General features: G+C 57.0%; 15 protein-coding genes and 1 pseudogene. 9 read left to right on the top strand and 7 right to left on the bottom strand.

The features are described from left to right. Nucleotides 1–266 precede the first annotated feature (266 nt). A pseudogene (locus HDE78_RS19165) lies at nt 267–482 on the top strand (transposase); the annotation flags it as partial. A gap of 100 nt (nt 483–582) precedes the next feature. Continuing rightward, entirely contained in the window at nt 583–2,034 is a 1,452-nt protein-coding gene (locus tag HDE78_RS19160; RefSeq protein ID WP_179482504.1) for a hypothetical protein, read from the top strand. A gap of 899 nt (nt 2,035–2,933) precedes the next feature. Here HDE78_RS19160 and HDE78_RS21155 read toward each other — a convergent pair. Both HDE78_RS21155 and HDE78_RS19150 read right to left on the bottom strand, forming a co-directional pair. Then, nucleotides 2,934–3,677 (bottom strand): hypothetical protein, encoded by a 744-nt coding sequence (locus tag HDE78_RS21155; RefSeq protein ID WP_255457913.1) that lies wholly within the window; start codon nt 3,675–3,677, stop codon nt 2,934–2,936. Beyond that, nucleotides 3,674–5,194, bottom strand: coding sequence for a dienelactone hydrolase family protein (locus tag HDE78_RS19150; protein ID WP_179482500.1), 1,521 nt, complete (start codon nt 5,192–5,194; stop codon nt 3,674–3,676). Before HDE78_RS19150 ends, HDE78_RS21155 begins: the two co-directional genes overlap by 4 nt. Before the next feature lie 368 nt (nt 5,195–5,562). Between HDE78_RS19150 and HDE78_RS19145 the strand changes: the two genes are divergently transcribed. Next, nucleotides 5,563–6,210, top strand: coding sequence for an HAD-IA family hydrolase (locus HDE78_RS19145; RefSeq protein ID WP_179482498.1), 648 nt, complete (start codon nt 5,563–5,565; stop codon nt 6,208–6,210). Nucleotides 6,211–6,474: 264 nt separating this feature from the next. Here HDE78_RS19145 and HDE78_RS19140 read toward each other — a convergent pair whose 3' ends face one another. The 3 genes from HDE78_RS19140 to HDE78_RS19130 are packed head-to-tail and all read right to left on the bottom strand — an operon-like array spanning nt 6,475 to nt 7,762. Continuing rightward, nucleotides 6,475–6,855, bottom strand: a complete 381-nt coding sequence (locus HDE78_RS19140) for a tautomerase family protein (RefSeq protein WP_179482496.1) — start codon at nt 6,853–6,855, stop codon at nt 6,475–6,477. 17 nt (nt 6,856–6,872) lie between these two features. Next, entirely contained in the window at nt 6,873–7,436 is a 564-nt protein-coding gene (locus tag HDE78_RS19135; RefSeq protein WP_179482494.1) for a DUF4865 family protein, read from the bottom strand. Next, nucleotides 7,433–7,762, bottom strand: coding sequence for a carboxymuconolactone decarboxylase family protein (locus HDE78_RS19130; protein WP_179482492.1), 330 nt, complete (start codon nt 7,760–7,762; stop codon nt 7,433–7,435). The genes HDE78_RS19135 and HDE78_RS19130 overlap by 4 nt, the downstream gene beginning before the upstream one ends. Before the next feature lie 102 nt (nt 7,763–7,864). Between HDE78_RS19130 and HDE78_RS19125 the strand changes: the two genes are divergently transcribed. Continuing rightward, nucleotides 7,865–8,752, top strand: coding sequence for a LysR substrate-binding domain-containing protein (locus HDE78_RS19125; protein ID WP_179482490.1), 888 nt, complete (start codon nt 7,865–7,867; stop codon nt 8,750–8,752). A gap of 539 nt (nt 8,753–9,291) precedes the next feature. Here the strand turns inward: HDE78_RS19125 and HDE78_RS19120 are convergent. Continuing rightward, nucleotides 9,292–10,203 (bottom strand): LysR family transcriptional regulator, encoded by a 912-nt coding sequence (locus HDE78_RS19120; RefSeq protein ID WP_179482488.1) that lies wholly within the window; start codon nt 10,201–10,203, stop codon nt 9,292–9,294. A gap of 96 nt (nt 10,204–10,299) precedes the next feature. On the opposite strand from HDE78_RS19120, the gene HDE78_RS19115 reads away from it, so the two are divergent. The 4 genes from HDE78_RS19115 (at nt 10,300) to HDE78_RS19100 (ending at nt 13,342) form a co-directional block, all read left to right on the top strand. Continuing rightward, nucleotides 10,300–11,130: an inositol monophosphatase gene (locus HDE78_RS19115; RefSeq protein WP_218862561.1), complete on the top strand. Its 831-nt coding sequence runs from the start codon at nt 10,300–10,302 to the stop codon at nt 11,128–11,130. A 16-nt stretch (nt 11,131–11,146) separates the two neighbouring features. Further along, nucleotides 11,147–11,764 carry an NAD(P)-binding oxidoreductase gene (locus HDE78_RS19110; RefSeq protein WP_179482486.1) on the top strand — a complete coding sequence of 206 codons (618 nt, stop codon included), beginning with the start codon at nt 11,147–11,149 and terminating at the stop codon, nt 11,762–11,764. A 214-nt stretch (nt 11,765–11,978) separates the two neighbouring features. Further along, the gene (locus HDE78_RS19105; RefSeq protein WP_179482484.1) at nt 11,979–12,644 is read left to right on the top strand and encodes a class I SAM-dependent methyltransferase; all 666 of its coding nucleotides are present in this window, start codon (nt 11,979–11,981) and stop codon (nt 12,642–12,644) included. A 446-nt stretch (nt 12,645–13,090) separates the two neighbouring features. Next, nucleotides 13,091–13,342 (top strand): DUF3253 domain-containing protein, encoded by a 252-nt coding sequence (locus HDE78_RS19100; RefSeq protein WP_179482481.1) that lies wholly within the window; start codon nt 13,091–13,093, stop codon nt 13,340–13,342. 70 nt (nt 13,343–13,412) lie between these two features. On the opposite strand, the gene HDE78_RS19095 is transcribed toward HDE78_RS19100, so the two are convergent. After that, the gene (locus tag HDE78_RS19095; protein ID WP_179482479.1) at nt 13,413–13,841 is read right to left on the bottom strand and encodes a hypothetical protein; all 429 of its coding nucleotides are present in this window, start codon (nt 13,839–13,841) and stop codon (nt 13,413–13,415) included. 593 nt (nt 13,842–14,434) lie between these two features. Here HDE78_RS19095 and HDE78_RS19090 point away from each other — a divergent pair. Beyond that, nucleotides 14,435–16,804: a PAS domain-containing protein gene (locus tag HDE78_RS19090; protein ID WP_179482477.1), complete on the top strand. Its 2,370-nt coding sequence runs from the start codon at nt 14,435–14,437 to the stop codon at nt 16,802–16,804. Nucleotides 16,805–17,060: the final 256 nt, after the last annotated feature.

The following is a 17,060-nucleotide window of genomic DNA, read 5'->3' as shown; positions in this document are numbered from 1 at the left end:
ATGCGCAAGGGTGTTGCTAACACGTTGCTTTGCCACGGATGAGCATGAGGTCACGACGCCCCGCTAAAGAGGCGCTACCGCTTGGCCCGGTTGCCTGAGCAAATAGTTCGGGATGCCTCACGTCGCAACCGCCATTTATTTGGCTGAATCAAAGTTGAGATATGCCAGGATTGGCCAGCGGCGGCCAGCAGGGGCGAAGGCAGCAACGTGACAAGTTTTGACGGGGAAATTCTGACGCTCGACGAGGTTGGGGCCACGCGCGTGGCGTGCAGCTGCGCCTGATCGAACCAGGCAAGCCAAACCAGAATGCCTAAATCGAATCGTTCAATGGCCGCCTGCGCGATGAATGCCTCAACGAGCACTGCTTTCCCAGCCTCTTGCACGCACGCGCCGAGATCGAAAGCTGGCGGCGGGAATACAACGAGGTACGACCGAAGAGGGCGTTGGGCGGGCTGACACCTGCCGCCTATGCGAAACAGTTAAAGTGGTCGTGGACTCTAAAACGCTCCGCTCCTCAAAGCGGAGGCACGTCGGACTCACGCTTGAAGCGGCCGCTTCCTTGTTCGAGACAGTGGTACAGCCATGAGAACCTCAAAAGCTAGCGCTACTCTTACTCCACGCTTCGATTTTGGCGACACCACGACTGCAAGCGGTGAAATTGGCACCCTCAAAGAACTACTTGCCGAGATCAACCAGGAGCAGACATCCGCCAGCGCCAAGCAGATAACCATTCAAACATTGTCGCCTGTACTGGAAGGAATCCGAAAGATAATCGGCAGAGACATCAGCCGCAGCACAGTCGCACCGTTGCCGCTAGCGGATCTCAAAGTGGTGAAACTGCTTTATCGCGAGAATATTCTTGGCAATGTGCATTTGTTTGACCTGATTGCCCCGCCCGCAGAAAACGTCAAAGCCAATCTAGAATTTAGGATCGACCTTCCTATACCTCGTACAAAAAGCCACACGCACACGATCATGTCCATTCTGGAGGCACTTGAGACGGAAATCTCGAGCGACCGGTTGGCTAGCATCAAAGGCATTCTCACAAGCCTCCCAGAAACGCTCGTGACACTTGAGACGCAAAACCTATTCATCAGTCGGCAGTTGGGCAAGATATTCAAACGCAATGCCGAAGCCAAGGCACTTGCTTACCGCAAGCTGGCTGACGCGATTAATGCCTACACACCGCATATACCACCCGCAGCCAACTCGTTGCCTGAGGCAATCTATACGTACCTTCACACACTTCGGTTCGCACATTTCGCGAACGGTTACCAGGAGATCGTCACAAAGGCATCGATCAAGGCCGGGATTACACCGATCAAGCGCGAAGTTCGAGCATTTTACTCGGAGGTTGGTGAGCGCATCGAAAGGCGCCTTTTCCTGGACTCCGGGGTAACAACGATCGCAGAATTTCCTAGTTTCGTCCGGACGTGGGCGCCTCAGCTCAAGGGGCTGGTGGTGAAAGCTACTGGGAAGCCCACAAGTTCGCGTCAGCTTCTGAGCCTCGTCGACAGAGCCACACGCGTGCTCCATATGTATTGCTTTCTAAACCTGGGCGAAAGGATTTCCGACACGGCAGTGCTGTCGCCCTTAGACTGCGTCGCCGCTCTCTGCACAATCCGACACGAGCAGGTCACCAAGACCGTGTGCGTGCCCTACTGGCATGGCCAGAAGCAACCCGGTGGCACCCTTCTTGGGCAACTGAAAACCACGCGACCCATCGAAGATCTCTTGAAGGACGATTACGTTCCGCATGAGATCAACCAGCTTATTTATAACCGGTGGTGTGCCATGGGTAATGCGCTCCTCGGCACAAGCGTCTATCACGATGCCTGGATGGCCTTTCAGGCTGCGCGCATTCAGAAGTATGCCGAATGCTTGCGGTCCAACGACATTGACGTCATCACCAAAGCAGTCCTGCGCTACCAGAGGGACTGTCTGGGGATGGTCCCCACCAGCAAAGTCAAGGCCACCTCTCACGAACTTACCGTCATGGAAAGAGCGTCTCGGTGGGTCGCACGTGAAACCTAATTGCATCGAGACGGTACACAACGCAAGTAATTTCTTACTGTCGTGGCGATAAATCTATGGACAACTGAATGTCTATGAGAACACGACGTCATCGTCGGATGAAGGTAAGTAGCAGCGGGCACTGTGGCACACGCAGTCACACCCTGATCACGGTACTTCTGTGTTGGGTAGTGGGACACTTCCGTAAGGGGGTTGGGGTACGCGCAGTTACCGTTTCCCTCTGAGACAGCCTCCCATTCGTCCAAAACCAACCCACGACAAGCCAACGAAGGCCACTTCGTTGGCTTTTTTATTGGCATCAAGGGAAAGGGTAGTCATATGGCAAGTTATCGCTTCGAAGTAAAAAGCGGCAAGAAGGGGGCCGCGGCGAGCCAGTCCGATTACATTGGACGCGCCGGCAAATATCTCTCCCGCGAAGACCTGGTGGAACAAGGCCACGGCAACCTACCGTCATGGGCAGCGACGGCGCGCACGCTTTGGCGAATGGCCGACAGATTCGAACGTGCCAATGGTGCAGCGTATCGCGAATACGTCATCCCATTGCCATGCGAACTGACACTTTGGCAGCAGCACGAACTGGTCATGGCGTTGGTGCACGAGTTTGCCGGTGACAAACCGTACCAGTACGCTGTGCATGCACCCTTGTCATCGCTCGCAGGCGAACCAAACCCTCACCTGCACTTAATGGTAACGGACCGAGTACCCGATGGCATTCCGCGTGAACCCGAGAAAGTCTTCACGCGATACAACGCCAAGCAACCCGAGAAGGGTGGGTGGAGGAAAGACAGCGGCGGCAAAAGTCGACTCGCGCTTCGCGATGAAATGATTGAAAAGCGGAGGCGGTGCGCCGCCCTGCAAAATGCCACGCTAGCGAAATACGGCCACATGGTACGCGTCGATCACCGAACGCTCAGCGAGCAAGGCGTCCAGCGACAAGCCGAGAAACACTTGGGACAAGCGCGGATCAGGAACATGTCGGCGGAAGACAAGAAAGCGCACGCAGACGGATCACCGCCATCATTTTGCCGAAGATCAAGAATCATGGCGTCGGTGCCCGAGAGAAGATTCATTGCGGCGCCATATGCAACGGTCACAAAGTCCGCTGGTAAAAAGCCTCGAACATCCAGGTAGCCGACGTTGCCCGGCAAACGCTCTACCTTCGCGATCCCAAAGCCCATGTGCTCCGCAACTTGTCTTTCTTCATCCAGCTCCTCTTTTGTGGTTGGCTTGTTATCGTCGGGCTCTGGCTTGAACGTTGGGTCATAGTCCACACGAAAATGCAGATCCTTGCTGGCGCTTTGGAGATCCTTGGTCAATGCAGCGGCGAAGGCTTCTGTGGTCTTGGTTCCATCGTAAGCTCCGCTCGAAGCATTCGCGGATAATGTTTTTGCTACTTTTTCTGCGATATCGGGAAAGACGTAGTTGGCTTTCAATTGTTCGCCGAGCGACTTGATGACGGCTTTCCGATCCGTCGAATCAATGAGAGTGCTAGGCGTTGCAGTTTGCGCAAACAGATGCATCGGCCCGAGAAGCAGCAGGCATAAAATGATGGGCCGATATAAATGCATCGGTAATCTCCGTAAATCGGCAGAATGATGTTCCACTTCGGAAATTTCTGCGCGGTGATGTTCGTGGTGATTCAATCAGTTCTCCCCAGGCGTCGTACTTGGGCACGCGCATAAGCGTTGCCGGGATCAAAACGCAGCGCTTGTTGAAACGCGTGCAGTGCCTGAGCAGGCTGGTGCAGCATATCGTCGACATATGCAAGATCCATCCATGCATTGCTGCGCTTCGGCGCAATGAAGATTCCTAGCTTTGCAAGCCCAAGTGCACGCTGGAAATCATGCAGATGAACCAGCGCGGAAATCCATGGCTCAAGCTGGTCTTGCGTGAGGCTGAAATCCGGATGCGCGTGGTGGTAATCGGCATATACCGTGGTGCTGTGATCGAAGCCGGCCTTGCCTAGATGTTGCGCGAAATCCTGCAGTGATGGGGCAGGACCGCGCGAAGCGCGATGCATCTTGACGAACATGCCCGCCGGAACGCCCTGCGTTTCGGGTGTCGTGCCAAGAAATGTTTTTGCCGACGGGTCATCTTTGAAATGCGCGTCGAGAAAGGCAAGCGTATAGCGCGCTATCCAGGAATAGCTTTCGCTGCGCTGCTGCGCCGTCGCGGGCCCGTGGGGGTGATCGTTGCCGAAGCGCAGGCTGTCGCTGGTGAGGTCATCGTGTTGCATGTCACGCAGCCAGATGGTGGTGACATCGGCATGCTGGATGCGATCGATGAAACTGCCCGGCTTATTGTTTTTGTTCGGGGTCAGCGGATCTTCCTGGTCGGCAAAAAACAGCAGCGGTACCTGGATACGATCTGGCGTAATGTCGGGCGCCATCACCAACAGCTTCGGGTAGTAACGCACCGACCCGTCGAGTTCCACCAGTAATTTGATTCGGTCATCCGTGGTCGCTGCGAAGGTGCTCGCCATGCCACCCCAGCTGTAGCCAAGCACGGCGATTTTATTTGTATCAACCGCAGCCAGCATTGCGGCTTGCCCGATCAATACACCGATATCGGCGGCTTGCGCACGCGTATTGGCCAAATCCACCGGCATTTGCGCATTGGTCATGTACGGCAGATGCGCGCCGCGCGAGCTGGTAGAAATCACGATATAGCCATGGCTTGCGAGATACTCGCAAAGCACGTCATCCTCGAAGGAGGCGTTGCTGTCGCTGGGGGCATAGATGACCAGCGGGAGGGGTCCCGCGGCTGGCGTTGCCGCGGTGGTGGCGTGGACGGGCTGAGCTGCGATGGCCTGATAGCCGCTTAGCGGATCGGCGCCGGCCCACGCCTGAATCTGGCCAACGACAACACGCTGGATCAGGTCTCGATCATTCACCGCACCGTCTTCGCTTGCGAGCAGTGCCAAGTAATCGCTGTAAACCATCGGCTTGCCGGCAGCACTGGCGGGGTACCACAACAGTACCTGCAAGGGGCGTTCGGGCATGGCGGTAACGGCTGCGCCAGTGAGTGGGTCGTGACCGTCGTTCCAGCTGCGGCTGCTATCGACTAGATGCACCACCTTGAAGCCGATGGCATGCGGACCCCAGGGTGCACTGAATTGCAATTGTCCTTGCGCACATACACTTGAGCCAAACAGCAACATGCACAGCCATAACCAGCGGGACATAAGCCTTCCTTGTTTGTATTCGCTAGAGCCGAGGTCGATCGGGCATCGGACCGTGCTCCGAGCTTCCGCCGAGATGGCTTTCAGTGCGCTTTCGGTGATATGTCGGCGAAGTAGGCCTGTTCGCATCCATGTGCGCTGGCTGGCATCAATCAGCAGTCGCAGTGCCCGCTCTCGCTGAACGACTGAATTACCTTACGTCAGCTTTGGGTCGAAATCTAAAAATCGCAGGTTGTCGGGTGGTCACCTGCGCCACAAGGGCGACCATCGGCCAGGAGCTGCCGCTCGAAGTGTCTCCCACGCACCCTGTAATATTAAGGCTAAGGGTCGCTCAAGAAGGGTGGTTGATGTCTCAGCTATGTGTGATCTTTGATCTGGACGGCACCTTGGTTGACAGCGAATCCCTCTGCAACAAGGCATTTATTGATTTGCTTCCAGAGCTCAGCGAGCCTGTTCATTCGCTGGTAGCGAGATATCGTGGCTGGAAGCTCGCTTCTATTTTGGCTGATCTTGCAAGGCGGATCGAAACGACATTGCCATCCAGTTTTGAGGCAACCTACCGCGAACACGTCGCCGCACTCTTTGCTAGTGAACTTAGAGCAATTCCCGGTGTACATGACATGCTGTCGGGCTTGAATCGGATGTGTTGTGTCGCATCTAGCGGACCGCCCGCGAAAATCAGGCAGGCACTGCTGGTAAGCGGGCTAGCCTCCTTTTTTGACGATCGTTTGTTTAGCTCCTACGAGGTTGGAAGCTGGAAACCTGAGCCAGAACTTTTCCTGCATGCGGCCGATGCACTCGGCTTCTCGCAGCGCCAGTGCATCGTGGTTGAAGACAGTGATGCGGGAGTGGTTGCCGCTCGCGCTGCAAACATGAAGTGCTTCCAATATCTGGGCGATATCGAGCCCGACTCTCACCCTTCCGCGGCTAGCTTCAGGCACATGTCTGAACTCCTACCCCTTATCAACGCATACGAGCGTGGCCGAGAGACTTAGCGGGGCCAACTACTATCTACGGTTGTCGCAGTACGGCCAGAAGCTGCCGTTCGTGACGCTACGAATCAGCCGATGGAAATTTACGGTAAATATTCTGAGGACGGCGGCTCTTCAGCCCCCTGCGCTAAAGCTTCCTCGACCTCATGCGGCGAGATGGACTGAACAAGGCATAGGACATCTAGCTTTGCCTTTGCACGCAGGTAAAGCTCGTCAGTGGGCTTCATACGGCGTGCGCGCACTTCTCGTTCCGTTCGTCCAAACGGATCATGCGTATTGTGCGATGCCGTTGCCAAACGACCAATTTTCCTTGGCCGTCTCAAGTAGATTGATAAACACATCCTCGGGGCGAAGTCCCGGAGCGATGGCTAGTTTCTCTGCTACGCATCGAAAGAATGCTTGTTTCTGCATTGCCGAGCGAGAGTCGCGGCAAGCTATCTGAACGACGACCAGATCATCGCTTCGTACGATATCCAGGTAATGAGGATCGCAGTCGAATTCATCGGCATCATGCTGGCTAACCAGGATGAAACGATCGTTTTCTGGCACATCGAAACTTTCACGCATGGCGGCATAGATGCTGTCACGCACAGCGACGATGTAAGCCGAGGATTTGCCGCGGCGCATGGCGATGCGAACGAGGGGCATGAGCAATCTCCTGATGGTTAGTGCTTCGCTGAAGGCTGGGAAAGATGACCGACCACGTAAACATCAACGCCATCTTCCATAGGTGGATGAATGGTGCTCTGCCACAGTCGAAAACGCAGCAACGTCCAAGTAGTGGGGTCATAAGCACGAATCGTTGCGATGGCGCCACGTTCAAGATCCATCTGCGCACCGATGCTTTCTGAATCGCGTAGCTCGCCTAATGAGGCATGCGCGGCGATGGGCAGTATTTCACGCGTCGCATGGGTTGCGATGGACAGATCGGGAGCCGTTTCCGCACACCACACCGACCAGGTATGCACGATGGGACGACCAAACGATTCGATAACACCGGCGAACCCCGTGCCACCGAGAAATGTATTCATTCCTTGCATGTCATCCCACAGATAAAAGGGTGCATACAGGTTTTCTCGATGGCCCGCGCTGCGATCAGCGTAGAGATAAGCCTTGAACGACAACTGCGGAAAATCGTCCGTGAGATGCCCCCGCTCTGCGATGCGCCGCCGAATGATGTCCATGTTGTAGTCGGCGGGCAGAACTATGCGGTACTGCATCGTGATCATGGCGTCTTCGCTTCATTCATCACGGTGCGCAGTGCCGATACTGCCGACGCCGCGTTAGGCCATCCCGCGTAGAAGGCGAGATGGGTGATCAACTCGACCAGCGCGTCGCGACCGATGCCATTGTCCTGAGCGCGCCGCAAATGAAACGGGAGTTGTTCGACCCGGTTGAGGGCGATCAGCGCCGACACCGTGGCGAGGCTGCGCTCGCGTGGCGTCAAGCCGGGGCGCAGCCAGATGTCGCCGAACAGCGTCTGGTCGGTGAGTTCGGCCAGCTTGGGAGCGAGATCGCCCAAGGATTGTTGGCCATAGTGAGGATCGAGGGACATGGGTGGCTCCGAGTGGTTTGACGGGACCTACCTTAGCGATCCAACATGATGCTGAAAATCGGGAATTAATGAACTAATAATCCCGTAAAATAGGATGGTTATATGCAACGCATCACCTTTGATCTGGACGTCATGCGCAGCTTCGTTGCCGGCATCGAACTGGGCAGCTTTGCCAGGGCTGCGGAGCGGCTGGCCCGGTCAACCTCCGCCGTAAGTGCGCAGCTGAAAAAGCTGGAAGATCAGGCCGGCACGCCACTGTTGCGCAAAGCAGGCCGTGGTATGGCGCTGACCGAAGCCGGCGAAACCATGCTGGCTTATGCGCGACGTCTGCTGGAACTCAACGATGAAGCGGTTAGCGCTATGCGTGGCACTCAACTCGATGGCGCCGTGCGCCTCGGCATGCAGGAGGATTTCGGCGAGAACGTGCTGCCGGAAATACTGGGTCACTTCAGGCGTGTGCATCCGAAATTGCGCGTGGAAGTGCACATAGCGCGCAATGCGGTATTGCTGCAGTCGCTGGGCGCGGACCAGCTCGACTTAGCTCTGGCTTGGGAAACCGAGCCGGGCACGGCGCATGCCGAGCACATATGCACGTTGCCGATGCGATGGATCATCGGTGATAGCGAACAAATTACCACACTGCGCGAAAGTGGCGAACCGTTGCCGCTGGTAGTACTCGATGCACCTTGCCTGATGCGAACAACAGCGATTGATGCGCTGGATCGCGCGGGTATTTCCTGGCGTATCGCGTTCACCAGCGCGAGTCTGGCGGGAACCTGGGCTGCGGTGAAAGCTGGCCTGGGAATCAGCGTGCGCACGCCACTAGGTTTGCCATCGGAGCTGCGTGCGCTAGATGCGCGTGACGCACGTCTCCCCTCGTTGCCAACCCTTGGCCTCGCGCTGTATCGCAGTGAAGCGGAACCGTCAGCAACCGTGACTCGCCTGGCCGAACTGATCCTGCAACGCCTGCATAAATCAATTCAATCATAGGCGAGAAGTGCTTACGATCCAGCGCCAGTCCAGAGCGGCACTTGGTATGCGCGGGACGAAGGTCATAGAGGTTGCGCCCGTACTTGCTGCTGCGGAAGCGACCACGCGTCTCATCGCCACGCCCATCACATTGCTGGTTTCGGATCCCGCCGAATTCATCGTGGATCACGTGGCGCGGCGCTTCAGAGCCGATTTAATACGGGAACTGCTATGGCGCTGGATAGCCAACTCGTGGTGGCCGGCCTGAAACAGCGGCTAGTGCGTTCATGCTCAGGCGATATCCCTAACCTAGACGTAGACGCTCACGCCGTTTGACGAAATGTTCTTGTCGAACAAATCGAGCCGATATCGTGAGGAGATATGAATGCGAATCGAGGAGCTAATCGCCACATGCGGATATGATCAAGATGGTATGCAGGCGCGCTGCAGAGCGTTACGAAATCGCCTTAATAGATCGAATAACAGGCGTGTTGTCGCTAACAGCTGAAGAGGAGGCTGGTCTACTTATTGTTGGACGTACGCCCACGCCCCGGCTGTAATCAGCGTATCGCCTTGGTTTGCGTCATAGCTTCACTGAGAGCTTTCACCACTTGTGTGCGTAGCCACGCATGAGCGGGGTCGCTGTCATGCCTGCGATGCCAAGCCAAAATTACCGGCGTTGCCATCAACTCGATGGGCACACGTCGTGTTTCCAGGCCGAGTGCATCGCAAAGCGGTTTACATAAGGTCTCGGCGACGATAGCGATGACATCCGTCTGTGCAACGACTGCCAATGCCAACGATGCTGTTGGCAGCGACGCCAAGACCCTGCGTTCCAGTCCTTGCGCGGCCAGTGCGTCGTCAACCGCATCGTGAAAACGGCCGCGGCGCGATATGGTCACGTGGTCGACACGTGCCAAGCGCTTGGTCGTGAGAGCATCACGCGCAAGCGGATGCCCATGGCGAAAAACGGCAACGAGACGATCCGTGGCGAGCTTTTCAAACACGATCTCAGGGACGCTGGGTTCGGTAGCACCGATCTCGAGATCGACCTGGCCCCGAATGAGATCCTGGTCACCACCGGGAGCCTCGGCGAGCCAGCGCACGCGGAGATTCGGCGTGGTGTGCGCGAGCGTCGCCGTGAGCGCTGGCGCGAGTGCGCCGACGAGCACGTCGTGACCACGGATCGTAAAAACGCGATCAAGTGTGGCTAGGTCGAGCCGGCGTCTCGGCTTCAGCAATGTCTGAGCTTGGTCCACCAACGCATGTACTTCGTCGCGGATCGCAAGCGCATAGGGCGTAGGTGTCATGGTGCGGCCGCTGCGTACGAGGATGTCGTCGCCCGTGACATGGCGGATGCGCGAGAGCGTGCGACTAACGGCCGGTGGCGTGAGGTGCAAACGTTCGGCTGCGGCGATCACGCTGTTCGTCTCCAGCAGGGTGTCCAGCGCGATGAGCAGGTTTAGATCCATTGCATCAGGGTAACTTATCGATTGCCTAAATTGCACTGGAAATCATGACTTGATACGGATATCGTCGTTTCCCATGCACATTCAGAAAGACTCGCCATGAACACCACCACGATGCAACGCGTGACCGAAAGCGCCCCTCCGCACGACATAGAACTCCTGCCTGGCGTCACCGATGCGGCCCAAGCGGCGGGCGCCCGCCTGCTTACCCTTTTCTCGCCGCATGCACGGCCGCATGATCGCGCCGAGATGCTCGATGCCATTCGACGCAACGAACAGGCTTCGCTGGTCGGCCTACGCGAGGCGCTGGAAACCCTGCGACCGGGGATCGGCTGGGTCGAAGAGGAACAAGAGACGGCGCCACTGCCTCCAGGCGAGTGGTGGGTAGTCGACGCCGTCGAAGGCAACGTCAACCACGTCCATGGCATGTCTGATTGGGGTGTCAGCGTGACGCTGATGCGAGATGGTATGCCCGCGCTGGCCGTGTTCCACCAGCCGATGGGCAACTTCACATGGACAGCGGTGCGTGGCGCTGGCGCCGACATCAATGGTCGCCGGCTAAAGGTCTCGGACAAAACCATGCTCGATGCCGCCATCGTCGTCACGGGTCAGGCGGAGGCCGGTCAGCAAGAAGCGAACCGCCGCATTGCCAACTCGGTTGAGCACATGCTTCAACATGCACTACTCGTGCGTACTACGGTGCCGTCGACCTTTCCGATGTTGCTCATCGCGGCGGGGCAAAACGATGTGTTCTGGCAGGTCGAGACGGTGTTGTCGGGTATCGCCGCCGGCATTTTGCTGGTGGAAGAGGCAGGCGGCACGGTGACATGTATCGATGGCTCACCCTGGTACCCCGGCAAGCGCGATGTCCTGGTCGCTGCGCCAGCGTTGCACTCAGCGGCGGTCGACGCGCTGCGAACCACGCATTGAGCTGGAGCACGCAGAAATGAAACTAGTGATTTTTGCCGCCTCGGGCGCCACCGGACGCGAATTGGTACGGCAGGCGCTTGCGCGCGGCCACGAGGTTGTCGCTGTTGCGCGCGACCCGGCACGCATCGAGCTGGGCGATCACCCGAATCTTCAACGCGCCGCGGCCAATGTGCGCGATCCGGCATCGGTCGCTCAGGCATTGGGTCACGGTGCGACAGTGCTGTCCGCGCTCGGTACGGTGGGTCACGACAAGTACGGCCTGCTTGAGGCCGGTGTGCGTGCATTGCTCGCGGCGCGCCCGCAGCGACTTGTGACGCTCGGCGCTTATGGCAGCGGTGCGTCGGCTCGCGCCGCGGGATGGGCAACGCGAACACTACTGTCCTTCATGGGTGAGAAGCTCGCCGATAAGATAGCCGCTGACACGGTGGTTCTGCAGGCCGGCGGCACGGTCTTCCACGCGGGGCCGTTGTCGAATCGGCCACGGTCACCTCACCGGCGAACCGTCGGTCTCACGAATGCACCGCATCGCTTCTTCCCTGCCCCGGTCAGCCGAGCGACGGTCGCCGCAGCGATGCTGGATGAAGCCGAGTCACCGACGTTCGTGGGCCAAATTGCAGTACCGCTGGACCGGTAAATGGAGTTTTGAGCGAGCCCACCGAAGGTATGGAACGCCACGCGAGAACGATGTTCTCGATGGCTCGTCGACTCCCATAAAAGCAATGTCATGCTCCCCGGGCCCCAAGTGATTTGCAAGCGCATAACTGCGTGAACGATGGCTGCGTCCATGCTGGATGAGGCCGAATCGCCGAGATTCTCCGGCGCCATTATCCCGCCTGAAGGTTAGTCGTATGAATACGATCACGTCCGCTCCGTTTGTCCCTCTCCTAGAGCAGCTTTTCGCCGACTCCGAACGAACGAAGCGAGAGTTCAAAGAGCGAATGGGAAACCTGTCGCCGGAAGATCGCGCGGCGTTGATGGCCAACACCGATCCGCTGGAACTCTACGCTAGAGCCAAGGACGTTCACCTCGCTGTTTCTCGTGAAACCGCAAATTTGCTCTACATCCTGGCACGTAGCAGTGGTGCACGAGCGATTGTCGAGTTTGGCGCCTCCTTTGGCGTTTCGACCTTGCATCTGGCTGCTGCGCTTCGGGACCTTGGCGGTGGCCGACTGATCAGCTCCGAGTTCGAGCCCTCAAAGGTGGCACATGCGCGCGAAAATCTGTCCTGTGCGGGGCTCCTCGATCTCGTTGATCTAAGGGTGGGGGATGCGCTGCACACTTTTGCGCGCGACCTCCCTTCGCAAATCGATCTCTTGTTTCTAGACGGCGCCAAGCCTCTCTATCTGCCAGTGCTATCGCTTACTGAACCCTATCTTCGGGCGGGAGCGTTGGTAATTGCCGATAATGCAGATGGAAGTCCCGACTATCTAAGACATATCCATAACAGCCGAAAATATCTTTCGACGAGATTCAACGATCTCGAGCTCGCGATTAAGCTGGGTGAGACGACATAAGTGCGATAAGGCCGTCATAAGGCGTGGCCGAGTCCCTGATGATGATCGATAAAAAGCCTTGATGAGAAGAGCGAGTTCTTCATCTTCCGCATAGAAGTAGGCGATTGGCACATTCAGTACTTGGCCGAGTTTACCTAGCGTGCTCGAATCCGGAGTGTGCTTGCAGCGTTCGTACTGAAGGAGGATCCGTAGATACAAAAGCCAGCGGCCGAACGACATCTTGACCAGTACCAGCGCGCCAATCAGGGACAACCGAAATCAACGATCAGCTTCACCGGAATTCGCAGAGTCGGGAGCTGCCTTCGCCCTACCCCCGATAACAGCGGCTAATCTCTCGGCCCTGACTACGCCACTGGCTGAGAATGGAGGTGCGACGATCGAGTTAAGCACCAGCGGATCCATTGGAGACGACGAGATCATCACCGCGTCGTAAATATTTTTAGCCTATGCATACTGCCGCCAAAATTATCGACCTGCTTTCGAAACGTGGGCCAGAAGCTTCAATCTGCCCGTCAGATGTTGCGAGCGCCCTGATTGATGATGAAATGGCATGGCGGGCAAAGATGCCAGCCGTGCGCGAGGCGGCAGCCGCCTTGGCTCGCTCAGGCCGCATCGTCATCACGCAAGGCGATCAGCACATTGATCCCCATGAGGCATATCGAGGCCCTGTCCGGCTGCGGCGCGGGCCTGCGTTCTGATGAGCGCACCGAACACTCACCGCGAAAGGCTGTAACTGGTTTCGCCAGGAACGGCAGCGGTGATGCTAGATCAGCCGATGGAAATTTGCGGTAAGTATCCTGAAGGCGGCAGCTCTTCGGCCCCCTTCGAAATAGCTTCCTCCACTTCATGTGGCGAGATGGGCTGCACCAAGCATAGGACATCCAGCATTGCCTTCGCGCGTACGTAGAGTTCGTCAGTCGGCTTCATACGGCCTTTGCGCACTTCTCGCTCGGCGATTTCCCGAATCGCAAGTTTATTAACTTGTCCAGACAAGGTTGATGCTTCGCTTACGAGGAGGCATCTGAACTGGGTCTCGTGAAGAATTTTCAGCCGACGGAGCTCTTCGAAAGTGCGAGCTTGATTTTCCAGATGTCGACTAAGCCCAATGCGCACGTCTAGCAGTTGCTCTCTGCGCTCTGTGGACTCCGCTCGAGCATATTCCGCCCTGATCCAGGCTCGCAACTTTTGGGCGATCAAATATAGGTCCCCACTTTCCTGCCCGTCACACATAAGGGGTCCAGACCGATATGGTTGACAAAAATGCCTCTACTAAAACGTTACGGGCGGGGTGCAAAAAAGCATGTGAATTCGATCGTAAAAAAAAGTAAAACTGTGGCTTAAATGGACGTGTCGACCAGGCGTCCACGCGCCGGATTTGCAAGCACGTGAGGACCTGGAAACTAGGGGATTTGCAGGAATAGTCAAGCGCTATTGCATTTTCGATCGGTTACCGGGCCCGCCCATTTCGCACGTGGACCGGCTCTGAGTCGCACTAATAATGCATGCCTGACGCCGAATGCGGCACAGCCCCCCACGAAGGTACCGCTGTTGAAGGTCGATCGGAATGGTTCTAGATGACAAGCAAATTGTTCTGGGGATGACTTTCTCAGGCGTTGAACTGAAACAGGACATGCCGGGGCAAGAGCCCACACGTACTTGCGTGATAATTTCCCGTTATCGTAAAGGCGGGTAACATCGGGGCACTTTTTTGCAGGGCCGCACGTGGCCGCACGCCCGCGATCCACGAGAATTGTCATCCCGCAGCGTTCGCGCTTTGAGAGAGGGGAAATATGGAAGCGGAGGTCAGAGCCAATCGAAATCCTCTTCGCTCAGCGCTAGAGGATCACGAATTTCGCAAGCTCGCGGAGCATATCCCTACCCTATGCTGGATGGCTGACGCTGAGGGATACATCTTCTGGTACAACCCTCAGTGGTATGAATACACCGGCACTACCCCAGAGGACATGCAGGGCTGGGGATGGCAGAACGTGCAAGATCCCAAAACCCTTCCCGAACTGCTCGACCGCTGGAAAGAGGCCATATCGTCAGCGGAGCCTTTTGAAATGGTTTTCCCAATCAAGGGTAGGGACGGGAATTTTCGACCGTTTTTAACGAGAATCACGCCAGCCTTTGACCAAAATGGAGCACTGGCGAACTGGTACGGCGTCAATACGGACATTTCGCGCCAGATCGATGCGGAGGCTGCATTCGCGAAAAGCGAAGCCAAATTCCGCGTTCTGTCCGATACGATGCCGCAGATTGTTTGGTCTGCCACAGCAGACGGCACACAGGATTATTTCAACGCGCGCTGGTACGAGTACACCGGCATACCCATCGGATCAGTCGACAGCAGTATGACCGCTGCCGCAATACACCCTGATGAGTTAAATCACATCACCGCTGCCTGGCTTGCCGCTCTCGCATCCGGCTCGCCGTTCCAGTTTGAATGCCGACTGCGGCGGCGTGATGGCACTTATCGCTGGCATATGACACGGGTCAATCCGGATCGCGATGCCAGTGGTGCTGTGAGCAAATGGTACGGCGCCTGCACGGATATCGAGGAGATATTTCAGGCTAGGCGAATTCTGCAAAAGTCCCAGAATGAGCTTGAGGCCGAGATCGCCACTAGAACAGGCGAGCGCAACATGTTGGCAACCCTCGTCGAAACCACCGACATGTTAATCATGGCGATCGACCTGAATTTCAACATCCTCGCGATCAACCGGGCGACCGTTGACGAGATGCAACGCATCAACGGTGTTATCGGACGCGTGGGTGACAATCTACTCGATCTGTTCGCTGGGCAGCCCGCACAGCAAGCCGCCATCGCGGCTTCTTGGAGTCGTGCTTTTGCCGGCGAGGAAGATGCCTTTATCGAGACGCATGGCACCCCAGAACTCGTCAGTGGTCAGTACGAAATTAAATTCCGACGGTTGTTTAACGCGGCGGGCGAGACCATCGGCGCTTTCCACGTTGCGACGGATGTAACACAGCGCCTGCATCAACAAGCCCTGCTAGCGCAGGCGCAAGAGGCGCTGGTGCAATCGCAGAAACTGGAAGCCATGGGCAAGTTGACCGGCGGGGTGGCGCACGATTTCAACAATCTGCTTACGCCCATCCTAGGGACGCTGGACTTGCTCCAGCGACGCGATGTCGGCGGGCCCCGCGAGCAGAAGCTCATTGGCGGGGCCATTCAATCAGCCGAACGGGCGAAAACGCTGGTTCACCGACTACTCGCCTTTGCCCGTCGGCAACCGCTACAGGCATCAACGATTGATGCCGGCAAGTTGCTGGAAGGTGTGGCGGATCTGATAAGCAGCACCGTGGGTCCGCGGGTCACCGTTGTGGTGGAGGTCGCCGCCGACCTGCCTTGCGCCAAAGCTGATCCGCATCAGTTGGAAATGGCGATTCTGAACCTCGGCGTGAATGCGCGCGATGCAATGGACGGTATCGGGCAGATCACAGTAATGGCAGACTGCGCCGTAGTAGGACCCGGCGAGATAGAGAGCTTACAGCCCGGTGTCTACGTGCGACTTAGTATCTCCGATACCGGTCAAGGCATGGATGAAGAGACAAAGCGGCACGCCATCGAACCTTTTTTCTCGACCAAAGGGATTGGCCAAGGCACGGGCCTAGGTCTATCGATGGCCCATGGACTTGCTGTGCAACTCGGTGGTGGTCTAACCATCGACAGCGTGCCCGGAGCCGGCACCACGATTACGATCTGGCTACCCGAAAGCAGCTATCCCGCTGAGTGCGGCGAAGTATCGCCCGTTGAACAAACACCCTCACGCCAGAGCGGCAACGTGTTGCTCGTGGATGACGAGGAGCATATCCGCGTCATTGCGGCGGATATGCTGACTGAACTCGGCTTCGTCGTGCGTGAAGTCGATTCGGCGACGGCGGCTCTGCGCACGCTAGATGAAGGTTGGAAACCTGATCTTCTCATTACAGACCATCTGATGCCCGGCATGACCGGGGTCGAGCTGGCGCACGCAGTGCGAATCCGGCTGCCAGCGACCAAGGTTCTGATCGTGTCTGGGTTCGCCGAGGCCGAAGGGCTTGACCCTGCCCTACCGCGCCTCACCAAGCCCTTCGTGCGAAGCGAACTGATGGCAGCATTAAGCGAACTTGATAGGACGTTTACCAGTCGCGGCTAGCCTTCGCGGATATTACCGAAACTCAATTGCTGAGGTTGGCTGAAGAGCATCGAAGCAAAATCGCAAACTTGGTTGTCGAAGGGCGCTTGTACCTTCCTGAATGCTGCCGCTCGCGACCGGCTCAAATGAGTCGAATAGCGACACGAGGAACTGTCTCTGTCCGGCCAACAACGGCCGGTCGGCTGATCCAATTGCGCGGCCAGAAACGGACGGTCAAAAAGATTTAATTGATCTCAGGGGAATGTACGGTCATTGG

The sequence above is a fragment of the Rhodanobacter sp. K2T2 genome (assembly GCF_013408815.1).
GTDB lineage: Bacteria > Pseudomonadota > Gammaproteobacteria > Xanthomonadales > Rhodanobacteraceae > Rhodanobacter.
Note: the sequence above shows the minus strand (reverse complement) of the source record. Positions and strands in the feature narration are given on the sequence as shown.